Origin of the sequence: Glycomyces salinus (assembly GCF_016428645.1) — a bacterium.
Classification (GTDB): Bacteria; Actinomycetota; Actinomycetes; order Mycobacteriales; family Micromonosporaceae; genus Glycomyces; species Glycomyces salinus.
Genome location: NZ_JAELXW010000153.1, coordinates 1 through 14,666, shown reverse-complemented (window position 1 = coordinate 14,666; position 14,666 = coordinate 1). Strand labels below are relative to the sequence as shown.

The 14,666-nt window shown below is 69.3% G+C and carries 14 protein-coding genes and 1 pseudogene; 5 read left to right on the top strand and 10 right to left on the bottom strand.

The window, feature by feature from the left end; genetic code table 11:
* Both JFB92_RS27130 and JFB92_RS24400 read right to left on the bottom strand, forming a co-directional pair.
* The coding region (locus JFB92_RS27130; RefSeq protein WP_199044499.1) for a DUF397 domain-containing protein at window positions 1-164 on the bottom strand (164 nt) is incomplete at its 3' end.
* A gap of 2 nt (window positions 165-166) precedes the next feature.
* Window positions 167-1,027, bottom strand: a complete 861-nt coding sequence (locus tag JFB92_RS24400) for a helix-turn-helix domain-containing protein (protein ID WP_199044497.1) — start codon at window positions 1,025-1,027, stop codon at window positions 167-169.
* A gap of 242 nt (window positions 1,028-1,269) precedes the next feature.
* Here JFB92_RS24400 and JFB92_RS24395 point away from each other — a divergent pair, with 242 nt between their 5' ends.
* Together JFB92_RS24395 and JFB92_RS24390 are read left to right on the top strand one after the other, a co-directional pair.
* On the top strand, window positions 1,270-1,722 hold the full coding sequence (locus JFB92_RS24395; protein WP_199044496.1) for a hypothetical protein: 453 nt from the start codon (window positions 1,270-1,272) through the stop codon (window positions 1,720-1,722).
* A gap of 1 nt (window position 1,723) precedes the next feature.
* Window positions 1,724-1,969: a hypothetical protein gene (locus JFB92_RS24390; protein ID WP_199044495.1), complete on the top strand. Its 246-nt coding sequence runs from the start codon at window positions 1,724-1,726 to the stop codon at window positions 1,967-1,969.
* A gap of 69 nt (window positions 1,970-2,038) precedes the next feature.
* On the opposite strand, the gene JFB92_RS24385 is transcribed toward JFB92_RS24390, so the two are convergent.
* The 3 genes from JFB92_RS24385 to glnA all read right to left on the bottom strand — a co-directional run bounded on the left by JFB92_RS24385 (window position 2,039) and on the right by glnA (window position 4,586).
* Window positions 2,039-2,350 carry an AzlD domain-containing protein gene (locus JFB92_RS24385; protein ID WP_233163770.1) on the bottom strand — a complete coding sequence of 104 codons (312 nt, stop codon included), beginning with the start codon at window positions 2,348-2,350 and terminating at the stop codon, window positions 2,039-2,041.
* Window positions 2,347-3,045: an AzlC family ABC transporter permease gene (locus JFB92_RS24380; RefSeq protein ID WP_307789266.1), complete on the bottom strand. Its 699-nt coding sequence runs from the start codon at window positions 3,043-3,045 to the stop codon at window positions 2,347-2,349. Before JFB92_RS24380 ends, JFB92_RS24385 begins: the two co-directional genes overlap by 4 nt.
* Window positions 3,046-3,161: 116 nt before the next feature.
* Window positions 3,162-4,586: a type I glutamate--ammonia ligase gene (gene glnA, locus JFB92_RS24375; protein WP_199044493.1), complete on the bottom strand. Its 1,425-nt coding sequence runs from the start codon at window positions 4,584-4,586 to the stop codon at window positions 3,162-3,164.
* Between the two features lie 282 nt (window positions 4,587-4,868).
* Between glnA and JFB92_RS24370 the strand changes: the two genes are divergently transcribed.
* Window positions 4,869-5,297, top strand: a complete 429-nt coding sequence (locus tag JFB92_RS24370) for an RDD family protein (RefSeq protein ID WP_199044492.1) — start codon at window positions 4,869-4,871, stop codon at window positions 5,295-5,297.
* On the opposite strand, the gene JFB92_RS24365 is transcribed toward JFB92_RS24370, so the two are convergent.
* Window positions 5,281-6,612 (bottom strand): NYN domain-containing protein, encoded by a 1,332-nt coding sequence (locus JFB92_RS24365; RefSeq protein WP_199044491.1) that lies wholly within the window; start codon window positions 6,610-6,612, stop codon window positions 5,281-5,283. The two genes, JFB92_RS24370 and JFB92_RS24365, sit on opposite strands and share 17 nt — an antisense overlap.
* A 127-nt stretch (window positions 6,613-6,739) precedes the next feature.
* On the opposite strand from JFB92_RS24365, the gene JFB92_RS24360 reads away from it, so the two are divergent.
* A complete protein-coding gene (locus JFB92_RS24360) occupies window positions 6,740-7,876 on the top strand; it encodes a glycosyltransferase family 4 protein (protein WP_233163769.1) in 1,137 nt (378 codons plus the stop codon).
* Window positions 7,877-8,029: 153 nt separating this feature from the next.
* On the opposite strand, the gene JFB92_RS24355 is transcribed toward JFB92_RS24360, so the two are convergent.
* From JFB92_RS24355 to JFB92_RS24345, 3 genes are read right to left on the bottom strand one after another with little or no spacing between them, the layout of a single operon-like run.
* Window positions 8,030-8,701, bottom strand: a complete 672-nt coding sequence (locus tag JFB92_RS24355) for a response regulator transcription factor (RefSeq protein ID WP_199044490.1) — start codon at window positions 8,699-8,701, stop codon at window positions 8,030-8,032.
* Window positions 8,691-10,427: a sensor histidine kinase gene (locus tag JFB92_RS24350; RefSeq protein WP_199044489.1), complete on the bottom strand. Its 1,737-nt coding sequence runs from the start codon at window positions 10,425-10,427 to the stop codon at window positions 8,691-8,693. The genes JFB92_RS24355 and JFB92_RS24350 overlap by 11 nt, the downstream gene beginning before the upstream one ends.
* 9 nt (window positions 10,428-10,436) lie before the next feature.
* On the bottom strand, window positions 10,437-12,248 hold the full coding sequence (locus tag JFB92_RS24345; protein ID WP_199044487.1) for an AMP-dependent synthetase/ligase: 1,812 nt from the start codon (window positions 12,246-12,248) through the stop codon (window positions 10,437-10,439).
* Window positions 12,249-12,542: 294 nt separating this feature from the next.
* On the opposite strand from JFB92_RS24345, the gene JFB92_RS24340 reads away from it, so the two are divergent.
* Window positions 12,543-13,505 carry an ROK family glucokinase gene (locus tag JFB92_RS24340; protein ID WP_199044485.1) on the top strand — a complete coding sequence of 321 codons (963 nt, stop codon included), beginning with the start codon at window positions 12,543-12,545 and terminating at the stop codon, window positions 13,503-13,505.
* Window positions 13,506-13,569: 64 nt separating this feature from the next.
* Here the strand turns inward: JFB92_RS24340 and JFB92_RS24335 are convergent.
* A pseudogene (locus tag JFB92_RS24335) lies at window positions 13,570-14,666 on the bottom strand (carbohydrate-binding domain-containing protein); the annotation flags it as partial.

Genomic DNA, 14,666 nt, shown 5'->3' with positions numbered 1-14,666 from the left:
CCTTCGGGGTGGTGGGAGTGGCGCACCGCGACCCGGCCCGACCCGTCGGCCAGTGGTCCCGCTTCGACGCAGTTGCCGCCGTTGTTGGTGCTGCGGGAGCTTATCTTCCAGCGGATACCGGCCAGCTCTGCGCCCGAAAGCTCTTGCTTGGTGCCGGTCGTCATCACTAGGTCTCCTTCAATACGGCCTTGATCAGGGCATTTGATTGTTCATGATTGAGCGCGCCCTTCCAAAGATCTTCCCATGCGCCTTCGAACCGTTCAACACGAGGTGATTCGATGTACAAGCCTCCGCCCAGCGATTCGACGTATGCCACGCTTGACAGTTGGTACGGCATCCTGAACAGGGTGAAGCTGCCCAGATGGCCTGAATGCGGCCCGTATCGAGTCGGCATGATCCGCAGTTCGGCGTTGCCGAGCTGCCCGATCTCCAGCAGGTGTTCAAGCTGGTTCCGCATCACTTGCGCACTTCCCATAGGGCGGCGCAGGACGTGTTCCTCAAGCACCGCCTTGAACGGCACAGGCTCGTCCCGGGTGAGCACTCGTTGGCGCTCTACGCGCAGTTCGAGCCATCGCGCCATCTGCTCGTCGGTGGCGGAGTGCTTCTCGGCGTTGTGGATCACCGCTTCGGCGTAGGCTGTGGTCTGGAGCAGGCCATGGAGTACGAGCGCTTGATATTCGCAGATCTGATCAGCGCGAGACTCAAGCCAGGGCACGTTGATGAAATCCCTGGTGTACTCCTCGGCGTAGGGGTCCCACCAGTCGGTGCGCCACATGTCGTCGCATAGCTGCATCACTCCAGCGCGAACCGACTCGTCCGACACGCCGTAGAAGGTCAGTAGAGCGATCACATCGCTGCGCCTGATCGGATACTCGCCGTTCTCATACCGGCTGAGCATGGTTCCGTCTCGTTGAATGAAGTCGGCTGCCTCGTTGAGGTTGTAGCCCTTGGATTTCCGCAGGTCGCGGAGAATCTTGCCGAGCCATTGTGAGCGGAGGCTCGGCTCCGGACCGGGTTTGCGCGCCATGATGCCTCCAGAAGGTCCGATGTCAGAATACCGACATGAGCGAATTATTTCGCCGATGCAAGCTTGAATTTATATCTGGCTTGTGCCATGATACCAACCAAGCACGAGATGTCCATCACGGGCTTATGAGGAACAGAGTTCGTGAGAGGGGATATTTCATGCCCTCCACAGAAACCGACCGGGGCGGGTACTAGCTACCAACTCGCTCCCGCCCCGGTCCTAGACATCGGAGGTGATGTTCCGTGTCCTCACCTATTGTCGCGCACGGCACCGCGAAGACCAACCACGTTCCGCCGCGCGCCGCCGGAGACCAGGACCCATCCGGTACCGGCCACGCCTCATCGCGCGGCGGGACGCGCTCGGGCCGTCCCGAGGGCGATCAGCCGAGTCCGCGCCCGGCCCAGCGCACCGCTGACCTCACACGTGGCTCCTTCACCGACGGAGTCCGCACCTTCACCGTCCGGGCCTCCGGTCCGGTCGCGCCGGATTCGTTCCAGGTCTACGCCAACGGCAACCCCGCCGAAGTCGTCCTGGTCATCTCCGGGATCGGCTCCGGCGAGCTCCGCGCGACCTGGGGTGCGCAATGGCGCACCGCCTCCGAGACCTGGCGGGACTGGTGCGAGGCCAGCGCGTTCATGGTCTTCTATAACGGCCGGGGCCCAGCGGCCGGAAGCGTGCGTGTGTGCAATGGGTGACATGCTCGACGCTTATCTCGGCGAGTTCCGACGCGGCCCGGCCGTGTTCACCGTCTTCCGCTTCGACCGCGACTCCTACCGGGTCGAATGCAACGATGGGAACGGCCCGTCGCCGGTCTGCGGTTTCACCGACCGGACCGGCGACAAGCCCCACTGGCACGGGGCCTGGAACGGCGATCGCTGGTGTGCCTGGATCGAGGCCGAGGCCCGCAAGGTGATCAAGAACCCCGAGCAGCCAACCGGGTGAGACAGCGGGGCCGGTCGACCGGTGGGGGTCGACCGGCCCCGCAGTACCACTCCGTCCCCCGGGCCGTTCTCAGGCGACCCCGGCCAGGCGCAGCAGCGCGGTCGTGGCGGCCGCGGCGATCACCACCACCGCCAGGGGCGCCCGCCTCCACGCCAGGACACCGCCGACCAGGACCCCGGCGGGCAGCGCCCACCCGGCCCACGCGCCGTCGACGAGCACGGTCGAGACGACGGTCAGGGCCAGCAGCACCACCGTCGCCCCGGCCTTGACGATCTTCTCGGTGCGCTCCGAGAGGGTGATGCGCCTGTGCAGCAGGGGACCGGAGATGCGGATCAGGTAGGTGCCGACCGCCAGCGCGATGATCGCCGCGAGCATCATCATGCGGTCGCCTCTCCGCGTTCGGTCGGGCGCCGCCACATGACCACGAGCCCGAGCAGCGCCAGCAGCACCGGCACCCCCGCGGGCAGGAAGAAGCTGGTGCCGAGCGCGATCGCCGAGCCGACCACCCCGGCCGCGAGCGTGGACTTGTCGCGCAGCGCCGGGACCACCAGCGCGAGCAGGATCGCCGGGAGCGCCGCGTCGAGCCCGAGCGTGGCCGGGTCGGCGATGAACTGGCCGGCGAGCGCGCCGACGACGGTCCCGGTGTTCCACACCAGGAACAGGGTGATCCCGACCGTCCAGAACGCGGTCTTGGCGCGCCTCCGGTCGTCCCCGGCCGCCAGCGCGAACGCGGTGGTCTGGTCGATCAGCAGGTGGCTGCCGACGAGCTTGGACCGCAGACTCGTCCAGTACACCTCGCCCACGGCCATCCCGTAGGGGACGTGCCGCAGGTTGAGGATCAGGCCCGCGGCGACCCCGGCGACCAGCCCGCCCCCGGTGGTCATGATCCCCACCGTCGCGAACTGGGAGGCCCCCGCGAACACCAGGATCGACATCGCCGACGACTGCCACCACGGGACTCCCTGCGCGGAGGCGATCGCGCCGAACGAGATCGCGGCCACGAAGATGCCGGCCGCCAGGGCGGCGACGTCGCGCAGCAGCGCGCGGTCGGCGTGACGGAGGAGACTGGTGAGCACCGGACGAGTATGCCTCGCTCGTTCGGGGGGAACAAGCCGAAAAAGGGGCGGCCCGCAGGGCCGCCCCTTCATCCCGGATACTCGGTCAGGCCTTCCGGCTCCGACTCATCCGCAGCTCAGACCTCGTAGTACAGGTCGAACTCGTGCGGCGTCGGACGCTGGCGGATCGGGTCGATCTCGTTCTCGCGCTTGTAGGAGATCCAGTTCTCGATCAGGTCGTCGGTGAACACGCCGCCCTCGGTGAGGAAGTCGTGGTCGCTCTCGAGGCTGTCGAGGACCTGGTCCAGGGAGCCGGGGACCTGCTTGATGTCGCCGTACTCCTCGGGGCCGAGCTCGTAGAGGTCCTTGTCGACCGGCGCCGGCGGCTCGATCTTGTTCTTGATGCCGTCGAGGCCGGCCATGAGCATGGCCGAGAACGCCAGGTACGGGTTGGACGACGGGTCCGGCACGCGGAACTCCACGCGCTTGGCCTTGGCGTTCGAGCCGGTCACCGGGATGCGGGTGCAGGCCGAGCGGTTGCGCTGCGAGTACACCAGGTTGACCGGGGCCTCGAAGCCCGGCACCAGGCGGCGGTAGGAGTTGACCGACGGGTTGGTGAACGCCAGCAGGCTCGGGGCGTGCTTGAGCAGGCCGCCGATGTAGTAGCGGGCGGTGTCCGACAGGCCGGCGTAGCCGGTCTCGTCGTAGAACAGCGGGTCGCCCGCGGCCCACAGCGACTGGTGGGTGTGCATGCCGGAGCCGTTGTCGCCGAACAGCGGCTTGGGCATGAACGTCACCGTCTTGCCGGCCTGGGTGGCGGTGTTCTTGACGATGTACTTGAACTTCTGGACGTCGTCGCCGGCGTGCAGGAGGGTCGAGAACCGGTAGTTGATCTCGGCCTGCCCGGCGGTGCCGACCTCGTGGTGGGCGCGCTCGATGGTCAGCCCGCCGTCGATGAGGTTGGTGACCATCTGGTCGCGCAGGTCGGCGAAGTGGTCGACCGGGCCGACCGGGAAGTACCCGCCCTTGTGGCGCGGCTTGTAGCCGAGGTTGCCGCCCGGCTCCTCGGCGCCGGTGTTCCAGGCGCCCTCGACCGAGTCGACCTCGTAGAAGGCGTGGTTGGCGGTCTGGTCGAACCGCACGGAGTCGAAGATGTAGAACTCGGCCTCGGGGCCGAAGTAGGCGGTGTCGGCGATGCCGGTCCCGGCCAGGTACTGCTCGGCCTTCTTGGCGATGTTGCGCGGGTCGCGGCTGTAGGCCTCGCGGGTGAACGGGTCGTGGATGAAGAAGTTCAGCGCGAGCGTCTTCTGGGCGCGGAAGGGGTCGATGAAGGCCGTGGCCACGTCCGGCAGCAGGAGCATGTCCGATTCGTGGATCTCCTGGAAGCCGCGGATCGAGGACCCGTCGAAGGCCAGGCCGTCCTCGAGGAGGTCCGCGTCGAACGATGCTGCGGGCACGTTGAAGTGCTGCATGACGCCGGGCAGGTCGCAGAAGCGGACGTCGATGAACTTCACGTCGTTGTCGCGGACGTATCCGAGGAGCTCGTCAGGGCTTGCAAACACGTAGGTGTTCCTCTCGGTAGGTACTGAGCAGTCGCCTGGCGGGCGGGCCTCGCGGGGCCGATTGGCGGCTCGCAGGCGTCGCCAGACTGAGCGGGGGCACCGACGGCGATGTCGACACCGCAGAGTATTAGGCGAAACGCTAACCGCGATCAATTGCCTCAGCGTAAATCAATTGTTTCGCGCGTGTTACTTGCGGCGCGCCGGCGTGTCACCGAAGTGCTGTACTCACAGCTCACAGCACCCGAGCAGGAACCGTCCCGGCCCGTCCATACACTGGGCGGCATGACACGCGAACGAGGCGGCAAGGCGACCGAGACCGACGGTCCCGGCCACGACCTGGCCCCGCTGGCAGGGCGCTTCACCGCCCTGTTCATCGACTGGGTCTCCTGCCTGCTGCTGTTCTACCTGCTCAGCTGGACCGGGCTCTGGCCCACCCCCGACCCGTTCACGAGCAACCTGCTCATCGCTTCACTGTTCATCGTCTACTACACCGCCTGCCTGACGTTCAGGGACCAGAGCCTCGGCATGGCCATCATGCGCATCGCCTGCGTCCGCGCCGACACCGGCGGCCGTCTCGGCCTGTGGCGGGCGCTGGTGCGGTCGGTGCTGCTGTCGCTGGTGCTCCCGGCGCTGACCGCGCTCGGGAACCGCTACGGCCTGGGCCTGCACGATGTGGCCGCCGGTTCGGTAATGCTCAAGGCAGACGCCTGACCAGCAGCAACGACGGCACCGGGTGGGCCCCGTGCCGCCGCACCCGATCGGCGACCTCCCGGTCGGAGGACACCACGATCACCGGACGCCCCGACGGCTCGACCCTGGCCAGCTCCACCACCACGTCATCGGCGATCTCGCCCTTGGCGCTGAACAGCACCCGCACCCCCCGCGCCGACGGCTTGGCCCCGAAGATCGGGTCGGCCCCGTCGAAGACCACCGTGATCTCGGCGTTCGTCTGCGCCGCGAGCGCCCCCAGACCCTGCACCAGCCGGGCCCGCTGCTGCTCGAGCGTCAACGTCTCGCCCCAGGCGCTGATCGTCACGTTGTAGCCGTCGACGATCAGATGCGGGTTCGGCAGCGACAGCAGATGGTCCAGCCGCTGCGGATCGGTCTGCTCCAGGCCCCGCGAACCGGCCTCGACCCTCGCCTCCGGCTCGGCGCAGAACTCCTCGGCCACGTGGTCGGCCGGCCGGTCGGCCACCGGTTCGAGCCCCAGCTCGCGCCGCAGCCCCGTCGCCGTCCCGGTCAGCGTCTCCATCAGCAGCCACAGCCGCGCCGACGCCAGCCGCTCCGACTCCCGGTCGTCCCGCCTGGCCCGCTCCAACTGCTCCCTCAGCGCGGACGCCTCGGCCTCCAGCCGCCGCCGCTCGGACCTGCGCTCGCCCTCGGACTGCCGCAGTCGGCCGCGCTCGGCGGCCAGGTCGTTCGCGGCCTTCTCGGCCCGCTCCTCGGCCTCGCGCAGCTCCCGCCGCACCCGCCGCAGGTACTCCTGGAGCGCGGCCGCGGCGGCCCGCTGCTCGGTCAGCGCCGCGCGCAGTTTCTCGTTCTCGCGCTGCGCGGCCGCCAGGCGCCGTTCGGTCCCCTCGTCGGGCTTCTCCGCCGGGCGGGCCGCCTCGCTCTCGCGGATCGCCTCGGAGGCCGAGGCCACCAGGGCCTCCCAGCCCTCGGGCCGCAGCAGGAACGCCAGCGCCGACACCTCGACCGGATCGTCCATGGCCGACACCCCGTCGCCGGAGGCGACCGCGGCCACCAGCGGCGAATCCGTCGAGACCAGCACCTCGGCCAGGTTCGACCGGAACCGGTCGTCGGAGGCCAGTTCGGCGGCGATGTCGACCCGCGCCAGCTTCGCGCGCCTGCTCGGGTTGAACTTCACGAACCGGCGCAGCTTCGCCGGGATCTCCGCCGGCGGCAGCCCCGGCAGGGCGGCAGAGGCGATCTCCACGGCGCGGCGCCGCACCGGCTCCGACAGGAACACCGCCTGCCCGTCCGGGCCCTCGCCCGGACCGGACCCGTCTGCGCCGCCGCTCCTCATGGCCCCAGTGTGCCATCGCGCCCGCCGCGGGCGGCCGGGACCGCCACCGAGTCCTGACAGGTCATCTCGGATTCGAGACGAATCAATGTGGGCATGTCAGACTGGAGCGATCGTGAAGGGGGACGTGATGAGCAGGACACTGCTGGTGACGAATGACTTCCCGCCTCGCAGGGGTGGGATCCAGACCTTCGTGCACGGGATGGCGCTTCGGCTGCCGTCCGAGGATCTGGTCGTCTATACCTCGACGTCGCCGGGATGGGCGGCGTTCGACGCCGTGCAACCGTTCACTGTGGTTCGCGACCGCGCCTCGATGCTTCTGCCCACCCCCAGGGTCGCCCGCGCGGTCACCGCACTGGCCCGCGAGCACCGCTGCGACCGCGTCTGGTTCGGGGCCTCGGCACCGCTCGGCCTGCTCGCCGGTCGCCTGGTCGGCGACACCGCCATCGAACGCGCCATCGCCCTCACCCACGGCCACGAGGTCGGTTGGGCGGCCATGCCCGGCACCCGCCACGCGCTGCGCCGCATCGCCGCCGAGCTGGACATCATGACCTACCTGGGCGACTACACCTACCGGCGCATCGCCCCGGTCTGCGGCGATCTGACCCGCCTGGAGCAACTCACCTTCGGCATCGACACTGAGATGTTCAACCCTGACGTCGATGGCGAGCGGGTCCGCGAACGCCACGGGTTGCGTGGCAAACCTGTGATCGTGTGCGTCTCTCGCCTGGTGCCCCGCAAGGGACAGGACAAGCTCATCGCCGCGCTTCCGCACGTGCGGGAGCAGACCGGGGAGGACGTGCGGCTGCTCCTTGTCGGCCGCGGTCCCTATGAGCGACGGCTGCGGTCCCTGGTGGCCCACCATCATCTCGAGCACGCGGTGACCTTCACCGGCGCGGTGCCCGAAGGCGAAATCGCGCAGCATTTCGCGGCGGGCGACGTGTTCGCGATGCCGTGCCGCACCCGCCGGCGCGGCCTGGACGTCGAGGGCCTGGGCGCGGTCTTTCTGGAAGCGGCCGCCTGCGGGCTGCCGGTCATCGCCGGGGATTCCGGCGGCGCGCCGGACACGGTGCTGCACGACCAGACCGGGTGGGTCGTCGACGGCCGCGACGTCGCCGAGATCGCCTTCCGGCTCACCCGGATCCTCACCGACGAGCCGCTGGCGCGCAAGTTCGCCGCGGCCTCGCGGCAGTGGGCGTGCCGGGAGTGGACCTGGGACCGGCAGGCCGAGCGGCTCGAGGCGATGCTCTACGGCGAGACTGTGTGAGGCGGACTCGCGGCGTCGGGATTCGGGCGTAGGGCGGTCCCGTTCCCGCCCACACCCGTCGCCCCGCCCGCACCCCGAACCGGACTAAAGGCTGTGCCACAAACGCCTTCCGGCCAACAGAAAAGGACGACCCTCTCACCGGGATGCGACAGTTCAGAACTTCGGTTGGTCGGGGGCCTCCAGCAGACCTAGTTTCAGGGCCGTCATCAGGGCCTGTGCTCGGTTTCCGGCGCCGAGCTTCTCGTACAGCTTCGAGATGTGGGTCTTGGCCGTCGATTCCGAGACGTAGAGCTGCTTGGCGATCCCGGCCACACTCAGACCGTCGGCCAGGAGCTTGAGCACCTGCGACTCGCGCGGCGACAGCTGCGGGCCCGAAGGGGTCAGGCGCCGCTGCATCGCCTCGGCCAGGTCGGCGGCGCTGAACGCGGTCGGGTTCGACGAGGCGTGCCGGGCGGCCGAGACCACGTCGTTGGCCGGGGCGCTCTTGGGCACGAACGCCGAAGCGCCCGCGTCGAGCGCGCCGAACAGCTGATCGTCCCCGGCGTACATCGTCAGCACCACGATCCCCATGTGCGGATGGGCCTTGCGGAGCTTGCGGGTCGCCTCCAGCCCCGAGCCGTCTGGAAGCCGCAGGTCCATGATGACCACCGACGGCATCAGCGATGCGGCCTGGCGCAGCGCCTCGGCGGCCGTGTCGGCCTCGCCGACGACCTCGAACTCGGGGTCGCGGTCGAAGGCGTGCCGCAGGCCCTTGCGGATCAGGTCGTGGTCGTCGACGATCAGGACCGTGGTCTGACCGGTCGGTTCGGGCGCGTCAGCGGTCATCTGCTCTCTCCTCATTCGCATTGCGGGCTTCGCCCGCCGCTCCTCGTCCGGCTCCGGTTCCAGCCGGATGCCTGGCCGAGGTCCTTCCTCCGGGGCGGGCGGCGGCGTTGAGCACCACCGCCACGGTAGTGCCGTGCGGCTGATGGGGCCGGATCTCCAGGGAACCCCGGATCCGCTCGGCCCGCTCGCTCATGATCGCCAGTCCGTAGCGGCCCTCCGGGGCCTCTCCGGCCAGCCCCTGACCATCGTCGGTGACCTCGATCCTGGTGTACGGGGGGTCGACCTCGCAGGTGACCCACAGGTTCTCCGCTCTCGCGTGCTTCCTGGCGTTCGTGATCGCCTCCTGAGCGATCCTCAGCAGTTCCGCCTCGGTGCTCGCGGGCAACCGCGCACCGCCCTCGTCGAGCGAGAGATGAACCCTGAGCCCGGCGGAAGCGCCCACAGTACGAGCATAGTCCGCTATAGCCGAGGCCAAGCCCCCCTGACGGTCGACGTTCGACCGCAGCTCGAACAGCGAGAACCGCAGCTCGGTCACCAGCCGCGTCACCTCGCTGCGCAGGTCCTCCAGCTCCGCGGACGCCTCTCCGGCGTCCGACGGCAGCACCGCCATCGCGTTGTCGATGCCGTAGCCGAGCATCGCCAGCTCCTGGGCTATCCCGTCGTGGATCTCCCGCGCCAGCCGCTGCCGCTCCTCGGTCGTGGCCATCGACCGCACGTCCTCGAACAGCAGCGCCGTCTCCAACCGCAGCGCGGTCCCCTTGGTCCGCTCCTCGGCGGCGGTGATCGTCTCCGGCCCGAACGCCGCCGCGTCGTCGGACTCGATCGCCACCAGGCCCACCGTGCGGCCCTCGGCTACCAGCGGGATCACCAGCGACGACACCGGCCCCTGCGTCGAACGCGACAGCGGCAGCTGCCCCGACTGCGGTTTCTGCCCGGCCCAGGCGTCGGCCAGCAGCGTGTTCAGCTGCGGCGAGGTCTCCCAGTCGACGCGCTGGTCGGCGTGCTGGGCCAGCACGACCAGGCGCCGCCCCGACGAGGCGGCCAGGACCGCGGCCCGGTCGGCCCCCGGGAGCTTCCCGACCGTGTCCACGATCTCGGTGGCGATCCCGCCCGGGTCCAGCGTCGACCCCGGCAGCTGCCTGGCCACGACCCGCAGCTGCGTCAGCAGCGCCGCGGCCTCGGCGTAGGGCAGCTTCGAATGAGTCAGGTCGGACCGCCTGGAGCGGCGCAGCCACCACGCCCCGACCGCCGCGGCGGTCCCGAAGGCCACGGCCACGGCCACGGTGGTCACGTACGTGCCGCGCTCGAACGAGTTCAGCTGCGGCGTCTGCACCAGCAGCCCGACCGCGGCCGCGGCCACCAGCGTCGGGGGCCCCCACTCGCGCGCCCACGAGGGCCGGGCCGGGCCCGGCCCGGCCGCGTCGAACGCGGCGGCGGCGAACGGGGCGATCAGGTAAGGCAGCATCCACGCCGGCAGTCCATCGGTCGCGAGCGTGCCGAGCACGACCACGACCACCTCGGCCAGCCGCCCGGCCGGGCCCAGCAGCCGGTGCCGCGGCAGGACCACGCCGGGCAGCGCCGCCAGAGCGAGAACGCCGCACCAGATCGCGGCCGGGACGAGCCCGACCGACGCCCATCCGAAGACGGCGACGAGCGCGAACAGCACTCCCCGGAGCGCTACCGCGGGTAGGCGCCACTGCCGCTCCAGCACCGCCTCCTCGCTCATGCAGCCTCGCTAACCGTCTTTGCCGGGCGACGCGCCCTCGTAGAGCGCGTTGATGTCGTCAGAGTATTTTTCCACGACTACGTGACGTTTGACCTTCGTTGAGGGGGTGATCTCTCCGGCGTCCTCGCTCAGTTCGACCGGAATGACCCGGAATCGTTTGATCTGCTCGGCACGCGAGACCGTCGCGTTGGCCCGGTCGACCTGCTTCTGGAGCTCCTCGATGAGCTCGGGGTCCTCGGTGACGTCGGCGATCGAGGCGTCCGGGTCCTTGCCGTGGCGCTCGAGCCAGTCCGGGAGCATCTCGCTGTCCAGGGAGATGAGCGTGCCGATGTAGGGCCGGCCCTCGCCGACGACCATCGCGTAGGCGATCAGCGGGTGGGAGTCGAGGATCTTCTCCAGCGGCGCCGGGGCGACGTTCTTGCCCCCGGAGGTCACGATGATCTCCTTCTTGCGGCCGGTGATGGTGCAGTAGCCGTCGTCGTCGATCTCGGCGATGTCGCCGGTGGAGAACCAGCCGTCGGAGTCCAGGACCTCGGCGGTGGCCGCGTCGTTGTTCCAGTACCCCTGGAAGATCTGCGGGCCCTTGGCCTGGAGCTCGCCGTCGTCGGCGATGCGCAGGGCCGTGCCCGGGGTGGGGCGGCCCACCGAGCCGACCTTGAGCGAGGTCTCCAGGTTCAGCGCCAGCACCGGCGAGGTCTCGGTCAGGCCGTAGCCCTCGTAGATCGTCACGCCCACGCCGCGGAAGAAGTGCCCCAGCTCCTTGCCCAGGGCCGCTCCGCCGGAGACGGCCGAGAAGCACTCGCCGCCGAGGGCGGCCCGCAGCTTCGAGTAGACGAGCGTGTCCCACAGCTTGTGCCGCAGCCTCAGGCCCAGGCCGGGCCCGGCCGCGGTGTCGAGCGCCCGCGAGTACTCCTTGGCGGTCTTGGCGGCCCGCTCGAACAGGTGTGCCTTCCCGCCGTCGGCGGCCTTCTGGTAGGCGTTGTTGTAGACCTTCTCGAACACCCGCGGGATCGCCAGGAGCGTGGTCGGCTTGACCACCGGCATGATCGCCGCCAGCTTGCTGCGGTCCGAGAAATGCGCCAGCGTGATGCGCGCTTCCATGCCGCCGACCTGGAGGATCCTGGCCAGCACGTGCGCCAGCGGCAGGAACATGAGCATCCGCGCGTTCTCGTGCAGGATGTTGGGGACCTCGGGCAGGACGTTGCGGATGTCGGCCAGCAGGTTCCGGTGGGTGAGCATGCAGCCCTTGGACCGGCCGGTCGTCCCGGAGGTGTAGATGATCGTGGCCAGGTCGTCGGCCTTGCGGGAGGTGCGGCGGCCCTCGATGTCGACCTCGGCCCCGGCGCCGGCCTCGGTCAGCGTCTCGACCGCGCCCTCGTCGATGGTCCACACGTGCTTGACCTCGGCTTCGCAGCCTTCGACCATTTCACGGTGCTCGGCGGTCTCCACGATCGCGGCCTGGGCGCCCGAGTCGGTGAGGATCCACTCGACCTGCTCGCCGGAGGCGGTCTCGTAGACCGGCACGGTCACCGCCCCGCTGGTCCAGATCGCGTAGTCGAACAGGGTCCACTCGTAGCGGGTCCGCGACATCAGGGCCACCCGGTCTCCCGGCTGGATCCCGGCCTCGCTCAGACCCTTGGCGATGCCGACCACCTGCTGGTGGAACTCGGCGGCCGTCACATCGTGCCAGGTCGCACCGTCGTCGAACGTCCGCGCGTAGAGGACGGTCTCCGGCTGGTTCTGGACGGTGTTCCACAAGGTGGTGAGGGTGTTGTCCTCGTCTGGCACTGTGACTACTGGAGGGACGGCGAACTCGCGCATGGGCAGGCTCCGATCGGTGCGCCGGCGTTACGGCTCTGTAAGTTGGCTGACTCGCATGTTACCGCCGGGTCACTTCGTTCGCTCAGCGGGACTGTGAGCTGAACCATGATGATAGTCCTACTCGGGCCGAAACGGTATGTCGGACCTGGCCGTGCGCAGCCGGTGCTACCTTCGCCAAAGGTGCGAACCAGGCGATGGCCACGGCGCGTAAACGTGCCGTAAAGTCTGACGTTGGCCCGCAGCGTCGCGGAGAAGCCGACCGCACAACGCTTGAAATCCGCTGGAGGGGACAGAGTGAGTCTGACAATCGGGGTCGACATCGGGGGAACCAAGGTCGGCGGTGGCCTGGTCGACCCGGACGGGAACGTCCTCGCCACCTCCCGCCGCCCCACCCCGGCGGACGACACCGCGGGCGTGATCCAGGCCGTTAAAGAGGTCGTCGCCGAGCTGCGCGCCGACCGCGACGACATCGAGGCGGTCGGCATCGGCGCCGCCGGATGGATCTCCTCCGACCGCTCCACGGTCATGCTCGCCCCCAACCTGTCCTGGAAGGACGAGCCCCTGCGCGACAAGGTCGGCGCGGCCGTCGACCTGCCGGTCGTGGTCGAGAACGACGCCAACGCCGCCATCTGGGGCGAGCACAAGTTCGGCGCCGCCCGTGGCCACCGCTCCTCGGTCCTCTACACCATCGGCACCGGCGTCGGCGGCGGCGTGGTCGTCAAGGACAACCTGCTGCGCGGCACCCACGGCGTCGCCGCCGAGATCGGCCACATCCGCTCGGTCATGCCCGGCGGGCGCGACTGCGGCTGCGGACGCAACGGCTGCCTGGAGCAGTACGCCTCCGGAAGGGCCCTGACCCGGGCCGCCAGGGAAGGCGCCAGGGAAGACCCCGACAAGGCCCAGATCCTGCTCAAGCTCGCCGGAGGCGACTCCGAGGCCATCACCGGCCGCCAGACCACCGAGGCCGCCCGCGCCGGGGACGAGGTCGCGCTCGCGGCCTTCGACACCATCGGCTACTACCTCGGCAACTCCGCCGCCGACATGGTCAACCTCATCGACCCCGGCGTCATCCTCATCGCCGGAGGCGTCGTCGACGCCGGCGACCTGCTGCTGGACCCGGTCCGCAAGCACTACACCGAGGCCCTGGCCAACCGCGCCGAAGTCCCGGTCGCCGAGGTCCACCCCGCCGAGCTCGGCTCCAAGGCCGGCGTCATCGGCGCAGCCGACCTCGCCCGCCACCGCGGCGACCTCACCTGACCGGCGGCACGACGAACGGGCCGGAGCGAGAGCCCCGGCCCGCCTTCACCTCCGAATCACCGCACTAGCAGATGTTCACGGACGCGTTGCCGGAGATGTTCCAGGTGGAGTTGTCCGCGCATGGCGACTCCCGCACCGAAGTGTTGTTGACGGTGAGGGTGATGTTCGTGTCGCGGGTGTTGGGGAACTCGCTGCGAGCGGCGATGCGCACTTCCCCTCCGCCGTTGACGGTGCCGCCGGCGATCGTGTAGTTGTAGCAGTTCTCGATCAGGATCGAGTTGTTGCCGTTGTTCGCCAGATCGACCTGGCCGATGTGGACGCCACCGGACTGCGAAACGCAGAAGATCCCGCGCCCACCACCCCGGGAGATGACCTGGTCGACGTAGATGTTCGTCGAGTACGAGCCGTTCGAGAGCCGCCCGGCGGTGTTGGCCGTCCGGAAGGTGGCGTAGCCGGTGCCGGAGGCGACGTTGTCGCCGTCGACCAGCCCGATGTGGGCGTTCCGGGTGTTGTTCAGCAGCAGCCCGGAATAGGCCACGTTCCTCGCCACCACGGTGCCGATCTCGAGCCCGTCGACGTTCCAAGTCTCCACGCCGTGGTTCCCGGCGCCGTTGACGTACACGTAGTCCATCGACACGTTCGAGCTGCTCGGCTCGTCGCGCTCGAAGCGGATGCCGAGGCCTCCGTCGAGATTGAGGTTGATCTCGCCGAGGTGCAGGTTCGAGTTGCCGAAGAACCGCATCCCGAAGTACGGGCTGCCGGTCAGGTTCAGGTAGTCGATGTTCACGTTCGAGGTGTTGGTCGACTCGATCGCACCGCGGCCGCCGTTGTTTCCGGCGTTGATGGTGCCGCAGCCTTCAAAGGTGCGGTTGCTGGGTATCCAGATCGTGTTCGCGCCGATCGAGCCGGACGCCATCACCGAGGCCCGCTCGCCGTTGCCGAGGGAGTCGACAGCGGTCTGGATCGCGAGGCGGTAGTCGCTGCCCTGGTAGAGCGTGCTGCCGCCGTTGCTGGCGGTGTAGTTGCCGCTGGAGCCGGTCACCGTCGCGTTCGGCGATCCGGAGCCGCAGTCGCCGTCACCCGGGTCGTCGGGGTCATCGGGGGCGTCGTCGGCGGGGATGAGTTGGAATTGTTGGTTGTTGCCGCCGGTGGGGTCGTATT

Excerpts from the sequence above, each read along its gene's own strand:
- JFB92_RS24400 (WP_199044497.1), bottom strand. The coding sequence starts at position 1,027 with ATGGCGCGCAAACCCGGTCCGGAGCCGAGCCTCCGCTCACAATGGCTC.
- JFB92_RS24390 (WP_199044495.1), top strand. The coding sequence starts at position 1,724 with ATGCTCGACGCTTATCTCGGCGAGTTCCGACGCGGCCCGGCCGTGTTC.
- JFB92_RS24385 (WP_233163770.1), bottom strand. The coding sequence starts at position 2,350 with ATGATGATGCTCGCGGCGATCATCGCGCTGGCGGTCGGCACCTACCTG.
- JFB92_RS24370 (WP_199044492.1), top strand. The coding sequence starts at position 4,869 with ATGACACGCGAACGAGGCGGCAAGGCGACCGAGACCGACGGTCCCGGC.
- JFB92_RS24365 (WP_199044491.1), bottom strand. The coding sequence starts at position 6,612 with ATGAGGAGCGGCGGCGCAGACGGGTCCGGTCCGGGCGAGGGCCCGGAC.
- JFB92_RS24360 (WP_233163769.1), top strand. The coding sequence starts at position 6,740 with ATGAGCAGGACACTGCTGGTGACGAATGACTTCCCGCCTCGCAGGGGT.
- JFB92_RS24355 (WP_199044490.1), bottom strand. The coding sequence starts at position 8,701 with ATGACCGCTGACGCGCCCGAACCGACCGGTCAGACCACGGTCCTGATC.
- JFB92_RS24350 (WP_199044489.1), bottom strand. The coding sequence starts at position 10,427 with ATGAGCGAGGAGGCGGTGCTGGAGCGGCAGTGGCGCCTACCCGCGGTA.
- JFB92_RS24345 (WP_199044487.1), bottom strand. The coding sequence starts at position 12,248 with ATGCGCGAGTTCGCCGTCCCTCCAGTAGTCACAGTGCCAGACGAGGAC.